Origin of the sequence: Planktothrix prolifica NIVA-CYA 540, from assembly GCF_963864145.1 — a bacterium.
GTDB lineage: Bacteria > Cyanobacteriota > Cyanobacteriia > Cyanobacteriales > Microcoleaceae > Planktothrix > Planktothrix agardhii.
The window spans coordinates 4,788,571-4,812,383 of sequence record NZ_CAWLTW010000001.1 but is presented as its reverse complement, the minus strand read 5'-3'; the positions used below and the strand labels follow the sequence as shown (position 1 = coordinate 4,812,383).

The following is a 23,813-nucleotide window of genomic DNA, read 5'->3' as shown; positions in this document are numbered from 1 at the left end:
CGGGAAAAAATCATGCAACAATCTGACACTCCAGAGAAAACTGTCCTTGATTTACACGAAGAAGCAAGTCGCCATATTGCCCAACAGCAGTTTGATGAAGCGGTTGCTGTTTGTCAACAGGCGTTAAAGTTGCAACCTCGTTTTCTCCCAACTTACAGTACCCTGGGGTTAGCTAAACAATTGCAAGGGAAACTTGATGAAGCCAAATTTTGGTACACAAAAGCCCTAAATCTCAAACCCGATTGGGCGGAAGTTCATGCGAATTTAGGAACAGTTTATGTTCAACAACAACAATGGCGGGATGCTCTACAATCCTATCAAACTGCCCTACATTTTAAACCCAATCAAGCCAGAATTTATCAGAGTTTATATACTGTTTTCATTAATCTGAATCAACCGGAAGAAGCCACAAATGCTTGGTATCAAGCCTTAATTTTAGAACCTCAGTCCGTCGCCCCTCAAGAGTATATGGACTTTGGGAAAACCTTAATTGAAAAAGGTAAATTAGAGCAAGCAATTGAATTATATAGAAAGGGGGTAGAAGTTTACCCGAGTTTGCCTCAATCTTATTATTGGTTGGGGGAAGCATTAAGTCGGAAACAACAGTGGGAAGAAGCGATCGCTGCCTATAATCAAGCGATTATTCTGAATCCCAATAGTAATCTATTTTATCAAGGGTTAGCCGATGCTTTAGTTCAACAAAAAAATTATGAGCAAGCGATCGCCAATTATCAAAAAGCGATTGAACTCAGCCCGGATTTTTCTTGGACATATCATCAACTGGGAAATGCTTTATCTGAACAGGAAAAATGGGAAGAAGCCACCGTTGCTTATTATCAAGGAATCGCTTTAAATTCTAAGTTTTTTGGTTCCTATTATAAGTTAGGGGAAATTTGTTCTAATACCGGAAAACATGAAGAGGCAATTAATTGGTATCGTCAAGCAATTGAGCTTAATCCTGATGCTTGTTGGCTGCACTTTACATTAGGAAATGTCTTATTTGAAACACAACAGGTTGAGGAATCTTTAGCAGCCTATTATCAAGCAATTGAACTGGAACCTAACGTTGATTGGTTATATCTCCCACTTGGAAAAGTTTTCACCTCCCAACAACAATGGAATCAGGCGATTTATGCTTATTGTAAAGCGGTTGAACTCAATCCCAATCATCTCTGGTTGTTAGATCAATTAGCAGAAACCTTAATTGAACAGGAGGAAGTTGAAACGGCGATTTTATTGTATCAGGAACGTCTTAAAGTTGCTCCTGAAACTGATATTTTACATTACAATTTAGGCAATTTATACAAATTGCAAGGTCAGTGGGATGAAGCGATCATAAATTATCAAAAAGCGATTCAACTCAGTCCAGATTTTTCTGGAGCATATCATCAACTGGGAAATTCCTTATCTGAGCAAAAAAGATGGAAAGAAGCAATTGATTTTTATCGTCAAGCGATTGAGCTTAATCCTGATGCTTTTTGGCTCCACTTTACATTAGGAAATGCCTTATTTGAAACACAACAGGTTGAGGAAGCTTTAGCAGCATATTATCAAGCAATTGAACTGGAACCTAACGTTGATTGGTTATATCCCCCACTCGGAAAACTTTTGATCGCCCAACAACAATGGAATCAGGCGATTTATGCTTATTGTAAAGCGGTTGAACTCAATCCCAATCATCTTTGGTTGTTAGATCAATTAGCAGAAACCTTAATTGAACATCAGGAAATTGAAACTGCGATTTCATTGTATCAGGAACGTCTTAAAGTTGCTCCTCAATCTCATATTTTACATTACAATTTAGGCAATTTATATAAATCGCAAAGTCAGTGGGATGATGCGATCGCATCTTATGAAAATGCCATCAATATTAATGCTAATGTTGCTGAATATTATGTAGCGTCAGGAGAAACGTGGTTAAAGAAACAAGAATTAGATCAGGCAATGTTCTACCTGATGGAATCTTTAAAAATGAAGTCAGATTTATTTCCAGTTTATGATAATATTGCTGAAATTTTACAGCAGCAAGGAAAAACTCAAGAGGCTGTAGATTGTTATAATCATAAAAAATTGCCTCGATCAATTGTAGAAAAGTATTGCTTTGTTAATCCCGATCAATTAATTACATCAGACCTTAGTTCTAATGTTACTTATATTCCGGTCTATCCCAGTAGCCAAATCTCTTTGAAACCCTCCCGAACAATTTCTCAAGATCATCCCTGGATGAGCTTTAGTCAAGCAGGCACTCGAAATGCGTTTGTGGTGACGTTAGACAATGGCAGAGTTTGGTGGAATGCAGCTACCAGTGCAATCATCACATCACAAAACGAGCTATTAACTGATATTTCTACAGGATGTGCTGAATTAGTTTTATCCTCGAATAAATTGCCACCTGTATATAAAATTGATGGAACGGTTGCCTTTTTATCAATTCAATGGGGAGAAGGTTTTTACCATTGGATGTATGAGCTATTCCCAGGAATTCATTTAATTCAACAAAGCGGTATTTCTTTAGACAGTATCGATTATTTCGTTTTCAATAGTTATCATTATGCCTTCCAAAAAGAAACACTACAGAAATTAGGTATCCCTGAATCTAAAATTATTGAGAGTCGTTCTCAACCTTACATTCAAGCTAAAAAAGTTATTGCTCCTGTACCTAATTTTTTCCATGTAGCCTCTCCTTGGATTTGCCAATTTTTAAAGCAACAGTTGGTTTCTCAAGAGGTTTATAAAATTCCAGCCTATCGTCACCTTTATATCAGTCGAGGAAAAGCAAATCATCGCTACCTTCTGAATGAAAATAAGTTACTGCAAAGTTTAGAACCATTCAACTTTGAGAGTGTTGTTTTAGAATCCTTAACGATTTCTGAACAAGCTGAATTAATGGCGAGTGCCTCCGTGGTTTTAGCCCCCCATGGTGCAGGATTATCCAATATTGTTTTCTGTCAACCTGGAACCAAAATTATCGAATTATTTTCTCCTACTTATGTTCCACCTTGCTATCGAATTATTAGTAATATTTGTGGGCTGGAACATTACTATTTAATTGGGGAACTGGTAGAGAATACAATGGACGAAGATCTGACCCATTCGGGATTGTTGAATATGCGAATTAATATTGATGATTTAATGAGTTTATTGGAATTAGCAGAAATTACAGTAACTTAATTCCCCCTTCTAAAGATTGAGAACGTTTTTCTACAGTTTGTTCTAAAACCCAAAGGGTTAAATTTTGCCATTCGGGTAAATTACAAAGTTGATTCACCTCCAAAGTCTGTCCTAAACTATTAGAATAATGCACAAAACTTTCCGTCCAATTGATTAGGGTTTCTATCGCTAAAAATGGCGTATATTGCCAAGATTTTTGCAAATATTCTGCCATTTCCATCGGAAATCCAGTATAATATAAATACCAGGAACTCCAAACTAAGGTACTGTAACGTACCCAATTTTCTATTAACCGAATTTCTAGGGGAATATTAGGAAGATTAAAAAATTTATCCAAAACATAATTAATAGATTTCGCTTGAGAAACTCCATCCCGCATCGTATTCCGGTCATGTTGACGGTAACAAACTGTTGATTGTTGTAACCATGCAGATTCACACCCTAATAATACCATTCTTAAGATTAAATCGACATCTTCCGCGTGGGCTAACCCGGGTTCAAACCCGTCTATTTTTAATAACCATTCTCGACGAAACATTAAGGTTCCCATCGTCCCCAAGGGTTTCCAACGCAACCAAGTTTCTAAATTCAACTCTGGAACATAATCCCAAGGTGTCGCATCCATGAGGGTTTCTCCTTGTTGGTTCACTCGACGCCATCCACTTTGAACCAGTCCTAGATGGGGTTTTGCTTGAAAAACTGCGAGTTGGGTTGCTAATTTATTGGGAAGAAAGATATCATCTGCATCCAGAAACACAATAAACTCCCCCCGCGCCAATTTTAACCCATGATTTCGGGCGACAGAAACCCCTTGATTTTCTTGATAAACATAGCGAATATAGTTAGAATAGGGTTGTAAAACTTGACGGGTATTGTCTTGGGAACCGTCATCAATAATAATAATTTCGTCAGCAGGATAGGTTTGATTAAGAATACTTTCGACGGCTTGCCCAATATAGCGATCGCAGTTGTATGCTGGAATGATGACACTAATTTGGGGAGTTGCTAAAGTATGGGACATAGATTAAATCGGTGAACTGTATTGAATGTGAAAGGTTAGGGTAAATTTTTCTACTTCATAATACCTACAAATGTAAGTATGTGGACATGATTAAAAAAATTCGTTGTTGGGCTTTAGCCCTCTTATTCTTGGGCTAAAGCCCAACAACGGGGGATTTATTAATATTTTTTGTTGTTTTATTTTTTAATATCTAATTGTGAAAAATACTGTTTCTGTTAAAAAAAATCAAAATATTCCCTGGTTTGAACAGTTGATGGCCATGGTTGCGACGCTGAACTACGGGTTGGTTTTATTCGACATGAGTTATACGGATTTGCGAGATTACTATTTTAACTATATTCCAGTTGTGACTCAAGTTTATGATCCGATCAAAGGCATTGAACCCCATCAAATCACAGAAAAATATTTAGAGACCATTGAACAGTTAAAAGTTACGATAGCTGAAACCAGCTTATATTCGCCTGAAACCGATGAAATATTAGGAAAGTTAAGAAATCAAAGTGAGGAAATTATCAATGAAAATCCCTTTGCTATTGCCGAGAGAAGTGGGACTTTAGAACGAATTAAAAATCGGATGCGAGATCATATCAAAAATCCCAATAATTCTGCAAAAGAATCTTTTAATATATTTTGGTCTTCATCTTATCTTAAACAAAACAGTTATGACCAACAAATGAAATGGTTTGAGAGAAATATTAGACCCTTAGTGGCGACAAACTATTATCGCAGTATCTCGGAAAATGGAAAATTTACCCGCACGTTTTGGAAAGTTGATTTACCCTTTACTATCATTTTTATTTTAGAATTTTTAGCGAGAACCTATTTAATTAGTCGTCGTTATTCTAAGGTAACTTGGTTTGATGCGATGTTATGGCGGTGGTATGATGTGTTTTTGTTTTTACCGATTTTTCGATTGTTACGAATTATTCCGGTAACGATTCGTTTAAATCAGGTACATTTTATTAGTTTAGAACCCATTAAAATCCAAATAACCAGGGGATTTGTTGCCGCCATTGCCAGGGAATTAACCGAGTTCGTGGTGATTGAAGTGATTCAACAGATTCAAGGAGAAATTAGGAGAGGTGATATTTTTAAACAACTATTTTTGAATCAAGATAAACCCTATTTAGACATTAATAATGTTAATGAAATAGAAGCGATCGGCAATCATTTAATTCAGGTTGTTGTTTATAAAGTTATTCCTAAATTAGAACTTGACATTGAAGCATTATTGCGCTACAATATAGAGCGGGTAATCGAACAATCTCCTGTGATTCAACAATTTAAAACGATTCCAGGGTTACAACAAATTCCCCAACAAATTCAAGAAAGAATTATTACCGAACTTTCTAAATTAGCCACGGAGGGGCCCCAGGAAGCCTATCAAACCGTGACCAAAGCCATGAATGATCCCGTGGGAACAAAATTATCTAATCAACTGGTTAAAAACTTTAATAAAATTTTAGGAGAAGAATTACAAAAAGAACAGGGCTTAGAGGAAATTAAAACCCTGTTAATTGACTTCTTAGAAGAATTCAAAATCAACTATATTCAGCAAGTGGATGAATCTAACTTTGAACAAGTTCTTGCCCAATTAAAGGAACAAAGACACATCAAAGGAACCGAATAAATAGAACTGATCCCAGACCCGAGAGCAAAACTCGAAACCCGATATCTAGCAATTGCTTTCGCTCTAAGCTAAACTAGAACAAGAGGCGAACCCACAGGGTTCGTCTTTGGCTTGGTGAGGAGACACTGTTTCACGATCTGGAGTGGGATTGACCCCACTTTTTTAATGGCAGTTAACCTCATAACCCCCTGTAGACTCTAGCATTCACGTCAACTATGGCTCATCCTCTGATCCCCCAAATTCTCGACATCGCCACCCCCATCGCCCAAACATTGGGACTGGAAGTGGTCGGGGCAACCTTTTACACCAATCAGAAACCTCCTGTGCTGCGTGTAGATATCCGCAACCCCAGTCAGGATATCGGATTGGAAGATTGTGAACGGATGAGTCGAGCCTTGGATGAGGAATTAGAGACTGGCAATATTATTCCCGATGCCTATGTGTTGGAGATTTCCAGCCCCGGAATTTCGGAATCTTTAACCAGTGATCGAGAATTCGTTTCATTTAAAGGATTTTCCATTATTGTTAAAACATCAGAACCCTACAAAGGTCATTCTCAACAACGGGGAAAACTGGTGAGTCGGGATGAAAATGCGGTTTATTTAAGCCAAAAAGGACGACAACTAGCCATTCCCCGGGAATTAATTACGGAAGTGTTATTCGATGAAACTGTTGAGGAGTAAAGTTTTTAACCCCTAAAGATTTTAACAAGATCGTGATTTAACCTTTCGGGCGATGTACTTCCCCAATTTTCTGTGAAAAATTCATCTGTGTGATCAACAAAAAATAAAGTTTAGAGGATAAAAACTATGTCAATGGTGAGTTTGCCCGGTTTACAAGATATGATTAATGGTATTTCTCAAGAGCGGAATTTACCGAAACAGGCCGTAGAAGAAGCCCTACGAGAAGCTCTATTAAAAGGGTATGAACGCTATCGTCGTACCATCGAAATTCAGACCCAATTTAGTGAAGATTATTTTGATAATTTTGATGTCGAACTCGATGTCGATGAAGAAGGATTTCGAGTTTTAGCCAAAAATCTAACCATTGTTGAACAAGTTAGCAACCAAGATCATCAAATTGCCTTAAAAGACGTGCGAGAAGTCGCTCCCGAAGCCCAATTAGGGGATACCGTCACCCTAGATGTTACCCCGGATCAAGGGGAATTTGGTCGGATGGCAGCGATCCAAACCAAACAGGTTTTAGCTCAAAAACTGCGGGATAAGCAGCGCAAAATGATTCAAGAGGAGTTTAAAGAACTTGAAGGCACGGTATTGCAAGCCAAAGTCCTCCGATTTGAACGCCAGTCGGTGATTCTGGAAGTAGCCAGTGGTTTTGGTCGCACCAGTGTGGAAGCGGAACTTTCTAAACGGGAACAACTGCCCAATGATAACTACCGCGCCAATGCCACCTTCCGGGTCTACCTGAAAAAAGTCTCCCAAGGTTCCCAACGGGGGCCCCAATTGTTGGTATCTAGGTCTGATGCCGGGTTAGTGGTGTATCTCTTTGCCAATGAAGTCCCAGAAATTGAGGATGAAGTGGTGCGAATTGTGGCCGTGGCCAGGGAAGCCAACCCTCCTTCCCGTCACGTCGGCCCCCGGACTAAAATAGCAGTAGATACCATCGATCGAGATGTTGATCCTGTGGGAGCCTGTATTGGGGCTAGGGGGTCACGGATTCAAGTGGTGGTGAACGAACTGCGGGGCGAGAAAATAGACGTGATTCGCTGGTCTCCTGACCCAGCCACCTATATTGCTAATGCCCTGAGTCCGGCGAGAGTCGATGAAGTTCGTTTAGTCAATCCCGATGAACGTCGCGCCCATATTCTGGTTCCTGAAGATCAATTGAGTTTGGCCATTGGCAAGGAGGGGCAAAATGTTCGTCTCGCTGCTCGGTTGACGGGATGGAAAATTGATATTAAGGATACGGCTAAGTATGATGCAGCAGCCGAAGATCAAAAAATCGCCGAAGAACTCGAACGTCAGGAGGCGATCAACGATCGCAACTATGATGAATTTGAGGAGGAATAGGAGAGCAGGGGGAGTACCGGATGCAGGGGGAGCAGGGCAGGTAAACTCTTTCTATTACCCAAAACCCATTACCTATTCCCCGCTATAACTGTCAAGCCCATGAAAAATCAACGTCGTTGTGTGGCTTGTCGCCGATTAGGGGCAAAAGAAAGCTTCTGGCGATTTGTCAGGCTCTATTCATCAGATCAGGTACAATTGGATCATGGCATGGGTCGTTCGGCCTATCTTTGCCCTAACCCAGATTGTTTGAAGGTGGCTCAGAAAAAAAATCGACTGGGACACGCACTCCGAATATCGGTGTCAGAGGAAGTTTATCAAGGCCTATGGCAGCGTTTAGATTAACCTGGAATTGATCCCCATGTCCTACTTGGTAGGGAATGGTGGGAAAAATTGCCTGGGATCTGAAGATCTTGAGTTGCTCAACAATATCTTTCTGTTCAATCAGCAAACCTACTCTCCAGATAGAGGACTAGAAGGTTTATGTTAAAGCAGAATAGAGTAGACTGAGTAACTAAATTGATTATTATTCACCATCCGGTTAATATCTGCTAACTTGATAAAGGCAATACTAAAGATTTGAGGAATTAGATTTCACCAAAAATTAAAATAAAATTAAGAACTGTCAAAGCAGACCTTACATCTGCATCCTTGACACTTAAATAACCAGAGCAGATGATATCGTTATTTAAAACGTGCGGGTTACTGTTGTAAGAGTAAATCGAACTATGTAAACATCAAACCATGGGTAGGTACGAAGAGGGGTTAGTGGATGAACAACGCCAAAGTCAGAATTTACGAACTATCACGGGAACTTAATTTGGATAATAAGGACATCTTAGCGGTGTGTGAACGGCTAAATATTTCAGTTAAAAGCCACAGTAGCACGATTTCAGAATCAGATAAAGAACGCATTGAAAAATACGTCGCAACTCATCCGAACCCGGGTCAGCTTGAAGGAAAAGCACCCGGATCGCCTCCTAATGCGAAATTATCAGCGATCGCACCCAGCGACAAAAAACGGCAAGAAATTTTAGAGATCCAGAAGCCCAAAATTCGGTCGAGCTTCGAGTCCTCCCCCCCCTACGATGAGGCGAGTTCCTCTGAATCAGCTTCTGTTGCTACCCCACCTAAATCACTTGTTTCTTCAAAAGCGCCTGTGAAACCCACGTTAAATCGACCTGTATTATCAAAACCCACTGCTCCGGCTCAAGCGGAAACGGAATCTTCCCCCATAACAGCCGAGAAAGTGGCCTCAGAAACCGAAGATATGGCCATGGGGGTTTCTGTCGGGGAAATAGAAACATCTGAACAGATTGATTCATCCCCATTGGAAGCCGCACCTCTTTCTGCTCCCCCTATTAGACCCGCAGAGCCAGTTCCCGTGAGTATCAGTGTGAACCCGGAACCAGCAGCCATTTCTAAAAATAAGCCCGTTTTGAAGACAAATAAACCAACGCCTAAACCCGTTGAGTCAAAGTCTAAACCGGACTCTCCCGAAAAACCGACTCCCAAATCTCAACAAACTACCCCAGAAGGGAAAGAAAAAGATTCAGAGGGCCGAAGACCGCCCCGTAAAGAAGTTGGCAGTCCCAGACCCCGCTCAATTTCTGATTTACAGGCTCCTCCGTCCCGTAAGCCAGCGGCTCAAGTGATTGATGAGGATGGAGAATCGACCGAGGGTGCCGAGGAGGAACCCTTAGCTACCACCGATGATTTAGTCAAACGGCCAAAACGGGCTGTAACCCTGACTCGGCCGAACCCCCCCCGCACTGGAAAACGCGGGCCAGCATGGGAGGAGGAAGAAGAAGAAGTTGTAGATACCGCTAAAACCAAGGCGGCTAAACTCAAAGCCAAGCGACGGGCTAAACCCTCCTTAGATGAGGACGACGACGATGAAATGAATGCGTTGTCTCTACTGAATGCCAACAACGCCATGATTAGCGTCTCCCTAGCCCGTCCCCCCAAACCCAAAGCCAGCCCCGGACAAAGTGTGGCAGCGATAACGGTTAGACCGAAAAAACCCGCACCCAGTCGGGGTTCGAGTTCTGGAGGAGGCAATACGCGCCGGACGGAGGCTAAACCCAAGGCTGAACGCCCGGAGAAAGTCATCGTACCTGGGCCAATGACTGTTCAGGAACTCGCCTCTGCCTTAATCTTGCCGGAAACGGAAATTATCAAACGCCTGTTTTCCCAAGGGATTGCAGTTAATATTACCGAAACCCTCGACTACAACACAATTCTGTTAATCTGTCAAGACCTCGGCGTTGAAGTTGAAAACGAAAAACTCAAATCCGGTGCTATCAAGCCCGACAATATGCTGAACGCAGAGGATCTGGAGCATCTGCAACGGCGTCCTCCGGTGGTCACGATCATGGGTCACGTCGATCACGGGAAAACCACCCTCCTCGATGCGATCCGCGAAACCAAAGTGGCTCAAGGAGAGGCTGGGGGCATCACCCAACACATCGGAGCCTATCATGTCGATATGGAACATGAGGGCAAAACCCAGCAAGTGGTCTTCCTCGATACTCCGGGTCACGAAGCCTTTACCGCCATGCGAGCCCGGGGCGCACGAGTTACGGATGTGGCAATTCTGGTGGTGGCCGCCGATGATGGAGTCCAACCCCAAACCATTGAAGCCATTAGTCACGCTAAGGCTGCCGGAGTCCCGATGATTATTGCTATCAACAAAATTGATAAGGAAGGTGCCCAGCCTGATCGGGTGAAACAGGAGTTAACGGAATTTGCCCTGGTTCCTGAAGAATGGGGCGGTGACACGATTATGGTTCCCGTCAGTGCCATCAGGGGAGAAAACCTTGATACTCTCCTAGAAATGATTCTGTTAGTGGCGGAGGTGGAAGATCTCTATGCCAACCCTGACCGAGCCGCGAAAGGAACGATTATTGAAGCTCACCTTGACAAGTCCCGTGGCCCTGTGGCGACGCTGTTGGTACAAAATGGTACCCTGCGAGTTGGGGATATTGTGGTGGCGGGTTCCGTCCTGGGTAAAGTCCGGGCGATGGTGGATGACCGAGGCGATCGGGTTGATAATGCCAGTCCTTCCTTTGCCGTTGAGGTCTTAGGTCTGCGGGATGTCCCGGCGGCTGGGGATGAATTCGAGGTCTTTGAAAGTGAAAAAGAAGCCTCGGCTTTGGCCACCCAACGGGCAGAAACGAAACGGGAAACCCGCTTAATCAAGGGTCGGATCAGTCTGAGTGAATTCTCCGCCCGTGCTCAACAGGGTGAGTTGAAAGAACTGAACTTGATCCTGAAGGGGGATGTTCAAGGATCTATAGAAGCGATCGTTGGAGCCCTGAAGAAACTGCCTCAGAAAGAGGTGGAACTACAACTGCTGTTAGCGGCCCCGGGTGAAATTACGGAAACGGATATTGACTTAGCCGCGGCCAGTAATGCGGTCTTACTTGGATTTAACACCACCTTAGCCCATGGTGCTCGTCAAGCTGCCGATCGCGCCGGAGTTGACATCCGAGATTACAACATCATTTACAACCTCTTAGATGACGTCCAGGCTGCCATGGAAGGGCTATTAGAACCGGAACTGGTGGAGGAACATCTAGGTCAAGTGGAAGTCCGGGCGATTTTCCCCGTGGGACGCAATACCATCGCTGGTTGTTATGTGCTGTCGGGTAAAGTGGTGCGGAACTGTAAAGTCCGAATTCGCCGGAAAAATGAGGTGATTCACGAAGGTGTCCTCGATTCCTTGAAACGGATGAAAGAGGATGCTAAGGAAGTCAATGCTGGCTACGAGTGCGGTGTTGCTTTGGATAACTTCAATGACTGGACGATGGGCGATATTATCGAAGCCTATCGGATGACTACTAAACGTCGTACTTTGTCTCTGTCTTAAGTGCGCCGCTTCGGTTCCTATATTGCTATATATCAGCCACCTATTATTTAACCCATAGTAGGTGGCTGGTATGTTTTTAAACATCTGCGGGGTTGAGTGGGAGCATCGCCCAGGTGGTATAGGTTCCAATTGGACTCCACAGGACAAGGGGGAGGAGTAAATAGGCTGCGGTTTGAGACACTGGCCAAACACTCACCATTAACATTAAGCCTAAAATAAAACCTGTCCCGCCTAATATTGTTCCGATGCGTAAACTTTTGGTTTTGCACATTACCGGGGTATAGGACAAAATCACTAATTCTAATAATAGGTAAAATCCCATTAATACCCAGGTTTGGGATATTCCGGGTTCGGCTTCCCAGACTAAAATTGCTGACCAAGCCCCCGCAATAAAAACGATTATCCAAATTAAAGGAATTGCTTTTTCAAAGGTTAACCAACTGGGACGGGTTAAACGATTAAACCATCGGATATCATCAGAAGTTAATAGAATATTATTGGCTAAGGCGACTAAAAACGCCACTCCTCCAATTACCATCCAAGATTTAATCATCAAAAAACGAGTGGGAAACCCCTAGCTTTAACTATGGGGAGGAACACGGATGCGGCTAAAGCGGCCTGAAAGATTATCTTTCCCTTTGTGGGGACTAGGTTTTTGGTTCGGAACCTAGAAACCGACTCGGATCGCTCCGGTAATGTGAGCCTCGACAAAGTTAGAGGTCGGTACTATCCAAATCGCACTGGCTTAACCCATTACACCTGTTTAACGATTCGGTTTTAGAGCTACAGACTGGCTAAACGCATCCGTAGGTAAGAACTTTAACGCTTGCCTCTAACGTAGGTATTGCTACCTGAGTCTGGTCAGATTAGGCTTTTACAAGCCCCCGCCTAAAGGCGTGGGGTTTCTGACAATTTTTTACGGTTTTAACCCTATTCAGATTATTTTAGTTGGTTATTAGTAAAATCTCCCAAAAGTAGGAAAATTGATCCCTATTCCTAAACAACTCCAGCCCATTGCATTAATTTTAAAAGAGAATCCAAATTGACCTTAATATTTTGAGATCCATCCGTCGGAGAACGGCCAAAATCGGCAGGTTCACAAAATAAACAGTAATAATCACAACCCACAATATTACTTAATTCCCAATAACAAGATAGCGTCCAATTTGGCATTAAAAACTCAATCACCTGAGTTCCTGGGGAACAAAAAACTAAATTGGTTAAAGCTGCTCCATGGGGAGAAATAATGACTTTAGTATTTGCCATATAATAGGCTTGTTGTCTGACCGATAAAGTTTCTAAACTCAAGACTGTAAATCCAAATTGCTGTAAAAATGAGATGACTTCTGCTTCATTAGATACCTGACGATAGGATGCGTTACTTCGACTTAAATAAACTCTTTCTAAAGGAAACAATCCTTGATGATCTTGACCCTTGAGACACAAATTTTTTAAGAAGTTGCAAGCCCATTCAGGGGTTCTGTAAGTCGAATGGGAATAGGACGGAATTAAAAATCGATCCGCTTGTAAAGCCGGATAATTGCAAGTTTCAATAATTTTTTCTGAAGGGATATTTAACAGATATAGGGTTTCTCGTTCATAAGCAAATTGACATCTATTTATGATAAAATAATCTACTTCTTCTAGTGAACAATAGGTTGATAATAAATCAAACCTAGCAATAATATCAAACATCCAGTGATAATAGTTTTCTCCCCATTTTATAGAAAAAAATGCCACAGTTCCCCCTAAGTTTCTAGGTGAATTTAGATGAGAAGAATTAACGACTAAAGCAGCACTTCCTGTTGATAAGTCTGTTACTAATTGATGATCTGATGTGAGAACAGCACTGCTCAATGAATTTGCCCAAACTTTGCCTTGAGGGATACTAGAAACAAAGGTTTCTGGGAAATTAATTGAGGGGACTTGAAAATAAGGGTTGAGGGTTCCTTCAATCAACTTAGGAGGCTTGAGTTTGATATTGGTAGGGGGATAAACTGGCATTATAGCTAAATTTTTAGCTGTATTAGTTGTGATAAACTGCTCCTCTGATAAATTAAATATTTTTTGAATTAAAGAGATTGGTAATTGATGATGAACTTCACAAAAAACAGCATCTAATAGTTGATTTTTTTGTTCAAAAATATTAGCAATATAATTATATGCTTCATAGTAATCTGGCTGTATTTGTAATCCTTTAATTAAATAATCTAAAGCAAGATCCCATAATTCCTGTTGGATTAAAATTTTACCAATTGCGATATAGTAACAGCTTTGCGGATTTATAGTTATAGCATTTTGGTAGGCTTGAATTGCATTTTCTAACTGATTTTTAGATAAGAAAGTTTCCGCTAATTTCTCATAAAACCAATCTATATTTGGATTAAGCTGAATTGCTTGAGAATAAGATTTAATCGCATTTTCTGGTTGGTCTAATTTTAATAAAGCATCCCCTAATTTAATATAAATCCAGCAATTTGTAGGCTCAAATTTAATTGCTTTTTCATAATAATTAATAGATTTTTCTATCTGATTTAAGTTAAAAAAAGATTCTCCTAGACCAAAATAAGCCCAACAAAAATTATTATTAAATTTAATAAATTGAGTATAGGCTGCGATCGCTTCCTCCCAGCGTTCTAATTTAATTAATACTTCTCCTAAACTATTGTAAGACCAAGGAAAATTAGGATTAAGTTGAATAGATTTAGAATAGGCTGTAATCGCATCTTCATAACGTTCTAACTGCATTAAAGTTTGACCTAATTTATAATAAATCTGGTCATTATCAGGATTTAATTCAATGGCTTGATTATAGAAAAATAAAGCTAGTTCAGGGTTTCCCTCTTCTAAACATTGATTTGCAGAAATTAAATGAGATTCTGCTATTTGTGAATTATTTTTGGTATTATCATCGTTAAAATGAGTCATAATTAATTAATAACTTTTGCCATTTTTAAAAGTTCAATAATAGTATAAGACTTAATTTTTATATTGTCAAAAATTGGAATAAAATTTAATCCTTCATCATCTATCGGTTCACCGACACAACAGTAATATTCACAGCCGACTATATTGCAAAGTTGCCAATAATAAGAAGTCTCCCATTCAGGAAATAAAAACTCAATCACCTTTGTATTAGGACGACAAAAGACTAAATTAGTTAATCCTGACCCATGGGGTGCGATGATAATTTCTGCATTAGCAAAATAACCAACTTGTTCTTGAAAAGGTAAATATTCTAAACAAAGCGTTTGAAAACCTAATGTTTCTAAAAAGGGTAAAAACTCCGACTCATTGATAACTTTTCGACAGTTAGCATTTTGGCGACTTATATAAATTCGCTGGGGATAATTATTTGAATTAATACTAGCGGAAAGAAACTTATTTTTAATAAAATTTACTCCCCATTTTGAAGACTTTAAATGACTCCAATGAACAGGAGATGGAACTAATAATACTGACCCTCTAACATAGGGATAAATACAGTTATCAATTACTTTATGTTCGGGAATATTCAACAGCTTTAGCATCTCTTTTTCATAGGGAGATTGATGACGGTTAACGACAAACCAATCAATTTTATTGAAATCAAAATCAGCTTCCTCTAATAAATGCAAACGGGCTATAATATCAAACATCCAATGGTAATAAATTAATCCGAATTGCGCTGATAAAAAAGCTACATTTCCTTGTAATTCCAAAGGATCTTGTAATTGTTCACGACTAATTATTAACTCACCACAACCTGTTGATAAATCCTTAATTAACTGGTGTTCTGAAGTCATAACAGCAGATGTTAAAGCATCTCCCCACCCTCGTCCATTAGGGATGACTGCAACAAACGCTTCTGAGGATAGCATAGAGTTAGGAAACAACCTAAAATTAGGTTCTCCTAATATTCCGTTTGGAGGATTAAAATTTACTAAACTTTGAGGGTAAATTGATATTTTCTGAGCGGGAGGATAATCTTGATTATTTATCAGTAAATCAGGTGATAAATTCAAGTATTTTTGAAGTACATCAAGGGGGATAATTTGCAAATATTTACATCCATCTCCATCTAACTTTCGCCCCATTTTTTCTAAAATTAAACCCAATTTAACATAACTATCAAAATTATCTGAATGTCGTTTTAACCATTGCAATAAATAGGGAATTGCTTCTTCCCATCGTTGTTGCTTAATTAAAAAATCTGTAATCAATAAATAGAAATTAGAATGATAGTTGATTTTAATATAATTTTGATCACAAGTAATTGCTTGCTGTTGTAAATACGTTCCTAATTTTTGATAGACTATTTCTAAGTTTAAATTTAAGTCAGGATAATCAGGATTAATTTTTAGACAATCACTAAAAGTAATGTACGCTTCTTCCCATTGTTTTAATTCTTTTAAAATTATTCCTAAATTAAAATAACCTGCCGCAATTTTAGGATTAATAGCAATAAAGCGACGATAAGTAGAAACTGCTTTGTTTTCCTGTTTAACGGCTTGGTAAGCTTCTCTTAAAGCATAATAAGACCAAATAAAATCAGGATTTAATTCTATGGCTTTTTGATAGGCTAAAATCGCTTCTTCCCAGCGTTTTACCTTACTAAGATTTTCCCCTAGACCTTGATACGACCAGCTAAAATCAGAATTTAATTCTATGGCTTTTTGATAGGCTAAAATAGCTTCTTCCCAGCGTTTTACCTTACTAAGATTTTCCCCTAAACCTTGATACGACCAGCTAAAACTAGGATTTAATTCTATGGCTTTTTGATAGGCTAAAATTGCTTCTGTAAAATGCTCCTTTTGACTTAAAGCCAACCCTAATTGACAGTAAGGATGATAAAAGGTTGGATTAAATTCAATGGCGTAACGATAGCAAACAATTGCTTGATCAATTTTGCCATTATCTAAAAATTTATTTCCTAAATTAAACTGATCTTCCAATTTGATTTTATCAGGTTCTCTAATCATGATTTGATATTGACATTAAAAAATATAAATTTAAGTTAAAATAGGTTTTTATATGGATTTAGCTAGACAGATTATAATTATAACATAAATCTAATCTAATTCCAGTTAAACTGCATTCCTAAAAACTCCTCTAACTGCTGATTATAAGGCTGAAAATAATCATTGAGTAATGTCCGAGTTGGTTCAGATATGGGGGGATAGGGTCGGGTATTATATTGATGATAGTTTGAAAGATGATATTCCGGTAAACCTAAAAATTTCAGGACTTCTGTTGTTCCCTGGTCAGGGTTTGTATAGAATTGTTCACTGCTTAAAATTAAAAACTGTTCCCTAGGAAATACTTTGATCCATTTTTCTAAGAAATAAATATATAACCCTTTAGCTAAATATCCTTGAAAGTTTGGTTGATGGATTTTTCTCCAAAAATCAATAGTTTGATCCTCTAATTGATCTATTTCCCGTTGAATTGCTTCTTCAAAACAAGATAATTCCCATTTTAAACTTAACCAATGATAATAGTGGGAAACCGCTCGGTCAATCGGGTTTCTTAATAATAAAATTAATTTAACATTCGGAAAAAATTTAACTAAGTTTTCGGCTACTTCTGGAGAATTAAAGTTTATTGGTGTTGCTTCTCCTACTAAACAATGATAGTTAGGAGGAATGGGGGGGAAATGGGAAAAATACCACTCCAAACCTCGATGAACTTGATTTGACCAAAAGGGCATTTCTTTAATCATTGAGGACATAATATTGGGATGTTCAGAAAGATAGTAATTTAAAGAAGTTGTCCCACCTTTTTGGGTTCCAATTATTAAATAATCTAGGTGATTAACAGGTTTTAATAGTGCTGAAATATTCTGCCATTGTGGACGGAATTTAGGGATGATTTTTTGACCAGCAATATAATTATATTTAATCGCAGATTGTAAATCTCCTTGAGCAGTATATAATACGGCTAAATTCAAATAATAAATAGAGGAGTCTGGATCTTTTTTAATTGCTTGATTAACAATATTAATGGCTGTGACAATTTGATTTTGTGTTGCTATTAAATCAACAATATTTTGATAATTCCAAAGGTACAAATCGGGTTTAAGTTCTAAAAATTTGAGATAGGCAAAAACCGCTTTATCCGGCTGTTGGTTACGATATAAAGCCATTCCTAAGTTATAATAAACTTGGGGATCATTGGGTTTATGTTGCACAGCATCCCGACATTTTTCTACCTCTTGATCTAAAACTTTTTTTTGCTCTAAAATAGTTTCTATTTTTTGAGAAATATCTAAATTATTAGGTTGAATTTGCAAGGCAATCTGGTAAAATATAAGGGCTGCAAACCCATAATTTTTTTGAATTAGAATTTCTGCCAATTTTATATAAAGTTCAAAATCAATTGGTAACAATTTATTTTTAGAAGATTCATTAACTACCGAACAATAATCATTAATTACCGGATCTAATCCCTTTTTGATTTGAGTTTGAAGTATAGCTCCAATTTGATTAATACTTTCTAATAAATCCGGGTTTTGTTTCCAAGCCTGAAAATAAGCATTCACAGATTTTTGCCAATTTTGTTGTTGATAAAAAGCCTCTCCCAAATAATAATATGACCAACAAAAATTAGGGTTGATTTCAATAGCTTTTGAGTAAGCTAAAATTGCTTCATCCCATTTTTTTTGTTGAATTAATGCCATTCCTATGTTATGATAAGACCAGGAAAAGTTGGGGTTAAGGGCGATCGCTTGACGATAAACAAAAATGGCTTCTGTCGGGTTATTTTGCTGGGAGAAAATATCTCCCAGTTGATGATAGGCCCAGGAAAAGTTAGGATCAAGTTCGATAGTTTTTTGATAAAGTGCGATCGCTTCTACCAAATTTCCTTGATTTCTATAAAGTTCTGCCTGTTCGTATAAGGTGGAAGCTGAAATCGGCTCTGGATGTAAGCAGTTAAAATCAAAACTCATTAAAATTTATTCCAATAATTGTTAACCTTTAGTGAGTTGATATATCAGAAAAAATACTAAACCAGCAATGGTAGGAATTGCCAACAAATAGATAAATAAAACTTGAGAAATCCCACTAGCTACATATAATAAAGCACCGTAGGGCCCAAATACAAAGATCAAAAATAAAATCAGTTTAATGGGAGTCCATTTAACGGGTTTTAGGGTCTGTATATTCTTACCTGTTAAACCAGGTAACATCACAGACTTAGGGGGTTTTCCAAAATTATCATGTTTTCCTGATGGCTTCTGAATCTTACCCTTTTTAATTAGTCCAAAGTCACGAGGCATAAAAAACGCTCCTTACTGCATCATATAGGCCAGAAATTTTAACATCTAGGATGTTAAAGATTACACTTTAAAATCCCTCATAAATTAGAAATTATTCAGATTTTAACCAGTATTTGGCTTTGATTCAAACCGATATCCAATCCGATTTACTCAAACTACTGATCATGTAAGCCAATAAGACTTATAATAACAGGTTGATTAGCTAAAACCGTATTTTTATGTTAAGTTCATTTCCTCAAGTTAGTGTTATTATTCCGGTTTATAATGGCGATCGCTACCTTAGCCAAGCCATTGATAGTGTTTTGAGCCAGACTTACTCAAACTATGAAATTATTATAGTTGATGATGGTTCAACAGATAACACTCCTCAAATTATACAACACTATTTAGAAACAAGGCAAGATCCTTCTTTAATTCATTATATTGCTCAATCTAATCAGGGAGTTGCAGCCGCTAGAAATCGCGGAATTCAGGAAGCCAGAGGAGAATTAATTGCTTTACTGGATCAAGATGATGTGTTTTTATCGGAAAAATTAGCCCATCAAGTTGCTTGTTTTGATGCTAACCCAATGGTAGCAATTGTTAATAGTGGTTGGCGTTTAATTGATCAAAATAATCATAACATTTCTGATATTGAACCTTGGCATGAGTTACCCGATTTAACCTTAAAAACTTGGATGACAAGAACTCCAATTTTACCCAGTGCATTGATGTTTAGGCGAGAATCTTGGCAACAAGTTGGAGGATTTGATTCTGGATTTAATGGAGTCGATGATGTTGATTTTATTTGGCGTTTAGCATCACAAGGATATGAAGCCATTTGGCTCCCTGAAATTACCGTTAATTATCGGCAACATCAGCAAACTGTTTCTAATCAAAAAGCTAGAGAAAGGGCTAACTTAATTGTAGCACTTCACGATTATTTTTTCAGTCAGCCTAATTTATCCGATGAAATTTTGCAACTGGAAAAACCCACTCGATATGAAACTTTAACTTGGATGGCATGGCATTTATATCATACCAATCATCCTCAAGCAATGGCTGAATTTCTCCAAAAATCTTTACTTTATACTGCTTATACCGTAGCCATTACAATTTCTGATTGGGTACATAGATTTATTGGTTATTGTCGTGGTTATGGTTACGAAATTGATTTAGAAAATTTCTATAATTTACCCGAATGGAAACAATTAATTACTGAAAATATTTCCCAAAATAAACCTAGAGTGAGTGTGATTATTCCCGCTTATAATTGTGACCAATATATTGAACAATGTGTAAAAAGTGTTCTCGAACAAACCTATACTAATTATGAAGTCATTGTGATTGATGATGGATCTCAAGATCAAACTCAAGAAATTCTCAAACCTTTTTTCCCTGTAATTAAATATATCTATCAAGATAATCAAGGAGCAGCAAAAGCTAGAAATTATGGCTGTGAAATAGCTCAAGGAGAATTTTTAGCTTTTTTAGATGGAGACGACTTTTTCTTACCCCAAAAATTAGCAGAACAGATCGCTGCTTTTGATAATGATCCAACTATTGATTTAATCCAAAGTGGCTGGTGTATTGTTAATCAAAAAGGAATCGGAGTGAGTGTCATTACGCCTTGGGGAAACGCACCAGAATTAAATTTAGAAACTTGGGTTTTACATAAATGTGTGCGTCCTAGTGCTATGATTTTACGTCGAGAATGGTGGGAAAAGATTGGAGGATTTGATCATCATTATCCCCCTACCGAAGACTTAGATTTTGTCTTACGGTTATCTTTAATGGGATGTAAAACTGTTTGGTTAAAAGAAATTCATGCCTGTTACCGTCAACATGATCATAACTTAATGTCAGGAGGATTAAAAGTTATTAAAAATACTGAAATTGTTATGGATAATTTTTTTAATCATCCGAATCTTCCTGATCAAATTAGTAAATTACATCGAAAAGAAAGTTATGAGCGCTGGGTATGGTTAGCTTGGCGAATGTATCGAGATGGTTATCCCGATTTAATGATATATTGTTTAGAGAACTCTATAAAACATACTTTTTCCCCTCTAACCGAAACAATTTCTCAATGGCTTGATGGGTTTCAAAATATTGCGTCAGACTATGGGGAAAAAATAGATACCTATGCTTTAATTAAGTCTCAGGAATGGCAAACTGTTATCCATAAAATTATGAATCCAAAACTTACTCCCCGACCTAAATCTACCTTAACTCCTGCCTCGAATAAACCCCATATTCTGTTAATAAATACCGATGATCCGGGTATTGGAGGTTTAGCCCAATATGATCATTTAATTCTGTGTGAATTAGCTAAATTAGGCTATCGGGTAACGGCCGTTAGACCCAAACATGATAACCCCTTAGTTGAGGAGGAAAAAGAGTTAGAAATTCAGCAATATTGGTTAGACTATAGTACCAGTAAAGATTTACCGCGAATTCTCAGAAATACCCAAGATGCAGAAGCCATTTATGATGAAATTAAGCCCGATTTTATTATTTTTAGTGATGGCTGGCCTTACTCCCATTTTGCCGCTAAACAAACTGCAATTCAACGGAATATTCCATATATGATTGCCTTGGGATTAGCTATGCCAGAACATATTAATTTTACTATGGGAGATGGTGTTCCCTACGCCAAAGGAGTATTATATCAATATGGTTCTTCGCGTACCTTTAATACCGCAGCTTACGAACATATTCAGATTTTACAAGACCAATTTGGCTTACCGAAAAATAAAGGAAATGTAGTATATTATGGGCGATCAGAAAAATATTTTGCCCCGCCTAATTTAGCCACTCGTCAACGGTTACGGCAAGAAATAGGGATTCCTGAAGATGGGATGATGTGCTTAACAACAGCAAGATTAGCACCGATTAAAGGACATCGGTTTCAGTTAGAAGCGATCGCTAAATTAAAACACACTTCTATCTGGGAAAAATTATACTTTGTTTGGGCAGGAACAGGACAGGGAAGTGATCATGATTTAGAACATGAATTAAAGCAAAAAGTTGAGGATTTAAGAGTTAGCGATCGCGTCATATTCTTAGGGCAAATATGGAATATTCCCGACTGGTTAGATGCCTGTGATATCTTTATATTAACCTCCCTAGCAGAAGCCGCCCCCTCCTTTGCTATTATGGAAGCCATGGCAAAAGGATTACCCATTATCGCCTCGGCTGCGGGTGGTATTCCCGAAGGATTAGGAGATACGGGAAAACTGTTAAGTGATCCTAATATTGATCCCGAAAAAACGGTTAATGAACTTGTTCAAAGTCTTCAAGAATTAGCAATTAATCCTCTATTATTATCTAAAATGGGTGTAGCATCCAAACAACGGGCGGAAGAACTCTTTAAAGAAGACCGGATGTTAAAACAAACCCTAGAAATTATAGAAATTGCTTTAACTTCCCACCAGGAAGATGACTTGATCAATTTACCCTTAACGAAAACTGAAGTAAAACATCTCAACCATCGTCTCAAATATGCTTCATTACTTTGGAATGCTTGGTATTATTATACCCAAGGTAATCTATCTCAAATGGTTAACTTTCTTGAACAATCTTTAAAATACTCCCCCTTTGAATTTGCCACCGAATCTGTGTTAGAATGGGTGAATGATTTTGTGCGATTATCCAATTACAAAAACTATCCGTTGGATGCTTCTACCTTAAGTCAATCCCCAGAATGGAAATATGCAATGGAACGAATTTTAGGGATTGTTAGTCGTTTATAATAGTTTTAAGATTCCGATATTCCGACAGATTTCAATCTGTCGCTACACGGACGAAACCCGCCTTCGCGGGTTATGAAATCAAACATTAAGGATTGTCAATTAAAGATGAAAACAGCATTAATTTGTGGGGTATCGGGACAGGATGGGGCCTATTTAGCCGACCTATTGTTAAAACAAGGTTATTCCGTTTATGGCACATCACGGGATGCTCAAATGTCTTCCTTTAGCAATTTATCCCGCTTGGGAATTCGGGAAAAAATCAAATTAGAATCTATGAGTCTAACGGACTTTAGAAGTGTATTGCAAATCTTGACTAAAGTTAAACCCGATGAAGTCTATAATTTAGCAGGTCAAAGTTCAGTAGGATTATCTTTTGAACAACCTGTAGAAACCTTAGAAAGCATGGCAATTGGCACATTAAATTTATTAGAAGCGATTCGATTTACAGGCGCTAAAATTAAACTTTATAATGCTAGTTCCAGTGAATGTTTTGGCGATACAAAAGGACTTCCTGCCGATGAAAACACTCCATTTCATCCCCGCAGTCCCTACGCTGTAGCCAAAGCAACGGCTTTTTGGGAAGTCGCCAACTATCGAGAAGCCTATGGTTTATTTGCCTGTTCTGGGATTCTATTTAACCATGAATCTCCCCTGCGTCCCGAACGATTTGTCACCCAAAAAATTGTTAAAGCCGCGATTGATATTGCAGCCGGAAAACAAGATAAACTTTATTTAGGGGATATTTCAATTCAACGAGATTGGGGTTGGGCTCCAGAATATGTAGAAGCCATGTATTTAATGTTGCAGCAGCAAGAGCCCGATGATTATGTGATCGCAACGGGGGAAACCTATGCCTTAGAATCATTTATAGAAACAGCTTTTTCCTGTGTGGGATTAGATTGGAAAACCTGTGTTAAATCTGATAGTAATTTATTACGACCTACGGATATTGCAGTAGGTCGAGGAAATCCGGGTAAAGCAGAACAAAAGTTAGGATGGAAGGCAAAATATAAAATGCCCGATGTTGTAAAAATGATGATCGAAGCAAAACTCGTAGTAAGCCCTTCAGGGCTTTAATATCAAAATGAATTTACAATCATC

The 23,813-nt window shown here is 38.5% G+C and carries 14 protein-coding genes; 8 read left to right on the top strand and 6 right to left on the bottom strand.

Annotated features, from left to right (window positions below; genetic code table 11):
* Positions 1-12 precede the first annotated feature (12 nt).
* A complete protein-coding gene (locus AC559H_RS21395) occupies positions 13-3,171 on the top strand; it encodes a tetratricopeptide repeat protein (protein WP_026794992.1) in 3,159 nt (1,052 codons plus the stop codon).
* On the opposite strand, the gene AC559H_RS21390 is transcribed toward AC559H_RS21395, so the two are convergent.
* The gene (locus tag AC559H_RS21390; protein WP_026794993.1) at positions 3,158-4,192 is read right to left on the bottom strand and encodes a glycosyltransferase family 2 protein; all 1,035 of its coding nucleotides are present in this window, start codon (positions 4,190-4,192) and stop codon (positions 3,158-3,160) included. The genes AC559H_RS21395 and AC559H_RS21390 overlap by 14 nt on opposite strands.
* A 196-nt stretch (positions 4,193-4,388) precedes the next feature.
* On the opposite strand from AC559H_RS21390, the gene AC559H_RS21385 reads away from it, so the two are divergent.
* The 5 genes from AC559H_RS21385 (at position 4,389) to infB (ending at position 11,720) form a co-directional block, all read left to right on the top strand.
* On the top strand, positions 4,389-5,822 hold the full coding sequence (locus tag AC559H_RS21385) for a hypothetical protein (RefSeq protein ID WP_233423077.1): 1,434 nt from the start codon (positions 4,389-4,391) through the stop codon (positions 5,820-5,822).
* 215 nt (positions 5,823-6,037) lie between these two features.
* The gene (gene rimP / locus AC559H_RS21380) at positions 6,038-6,505 is read left to right on the top strand and encodes a ribosome maturation factor RimP (protein WP_026788385.1); all 468 of its coding nucleotides are present in this window, start codon (positions 6,038-6,040) and stop codon (positions 6,503-6,505) included.
* A 126-nt stretch (positions 6,506-6,631) separates the two neighbouring features.
* Positions 6,632-7,852, top strand: a complete 1,221-nt coding sequence (gene nusA / locus AC559H_RS21375) for a transcription termination factor NusA (protein ID WP_026788384.1) — start codon at positions 6,632-6,634, stop codon at positions 7,850-7,852.
* A 99-nt stretch (positions 7,853-7,951) separates the two neighbouring features.
* The gene (locus AC559H_RS21370; protein ID WP_071782506.1) at positions 7,952-8,194 is read left to right on the top strand and encodes a YlxR family protein; all 243 of its coding nucleotides are present in this window, start codon (positions 7,952-7,954) and stop codon (positions 8,192-8,194) included.
* Between the two features lie 427 nt (positions 8,195-8,621).
* Positions 8,622-11,720, top strand: a complete 3,099-nt coding sequence (infB, locus tag AC559H_RS21365) for a translation initiation factor IF-2 (RefSeq protein ID WP_026794996.1) — start codon at positions 8,622-8,624, stop codon at positions 11,718-11,720.
* A gap of 76 nt (positions 11,721-11,796) precedes the next feature.
* Here infB and AC559H_RS21360 read toward each other — a convergent pair whose 3' ends face one another.
* From AC559H_RS21360 to AC559H_RS21340, 5 genes are all read right to left on the bottom strand, one after another.
* The gene (locus AC559H_RS21360) at positions 11,797-12,273 is read right to left on the bottom strand and encodes a TspO/MBR family protein (RefSeq protein WP_026788382.1); all 477 of its coding nucleotides are present in this window, start codon (positions 12,271-12,273) and stop codon (positions 11,797-11,799) included.
* Positions 12,274-12,716: 443 nt separating this feature from the next.
* Positions 12,717-14,648 carry a tetratricopeptide repeat protein gene (locus AC559H_RS21355; RefSeq protein ID WP_026794997.1) on the bottom strand — a complete coding sequence of 644 codons (1,932 nt, stop codon included), beginning with the start codon at positions 14,646-14,648 and terminating at the stop codon, positions 12,717-12,719.
* Positions 14,649-14,650: 2 nt separating this feature from the next.
* Positions 14,651-16,681 carry a tetratricopeptide repeat protein gene (locus AC559H_RS21350; RefSeq protein WP_026794998.1) on the bottom strand — a complete coding sequence of 677 codons (2,031 nt, stop codon included), beginning with the start codon at positions 16,679-16,681 and terminating at the stop codon, positions 14,651-14,653.
* Between the two features lie 95 nt (positions 16,682-16,776).
* Positions 16,777-18,648 (bottom strand): tetratricopeptide repeat protein, encoded by a 1,872-nt coding sequence (locus AC559H_RS21345; protein WP_051319682.1) that lies wholly within the window; start codon positions 18,646-18,648, stop codon positions 16,777-16,779.
* A 21-nt stretch (positions 18,649-18,669) separates the two neighbouring features.
* Entirely contained in the window at positions 18,670-18,978 is a 309-nt protein-coding gene (locus AC559H_RS21340; RefSeq protein WP_026788376.1) for a hypothetical protein, read from the bottom strand.
* A 218-nt stretch (positions 18,979-19,196) separates the two neighbouring features.
* Between AC559H_RS21340 and AC559H_RS21335 the strand changes: the two genes are divergently transcribed.
* Together AC559H_RS21335 and AC559H_RS21330 are read left to right on the top strand one after the other, a co-directional pair.
* Positions 19,197-22,712 (top strand): glycosyltransferase, encoded by a 3,516-nt coding sequence (locus AC559H_RS21335; RefSeq protein WP_036833051.1) that lies wholly within the window; start codon positions 19,197-19,199, stop codon positions 22,710-22,712.
* Positions 22,713-22,817: 105 nt separating this feature from the next.
* Positions 22,818-23,789, top strand: a complete 972-nt coding sequence (locus AC559H_RS21330; RefSeq protein WP_026795001.1) for a GDP-mannose 4,6-dehydratase — start codon at positions 22,818-22,820, stop codon at positions 23,787-23,789.
* The last annotated feature ends 24 nt before the right edge of the window (positions 23,790-23,813 follow it).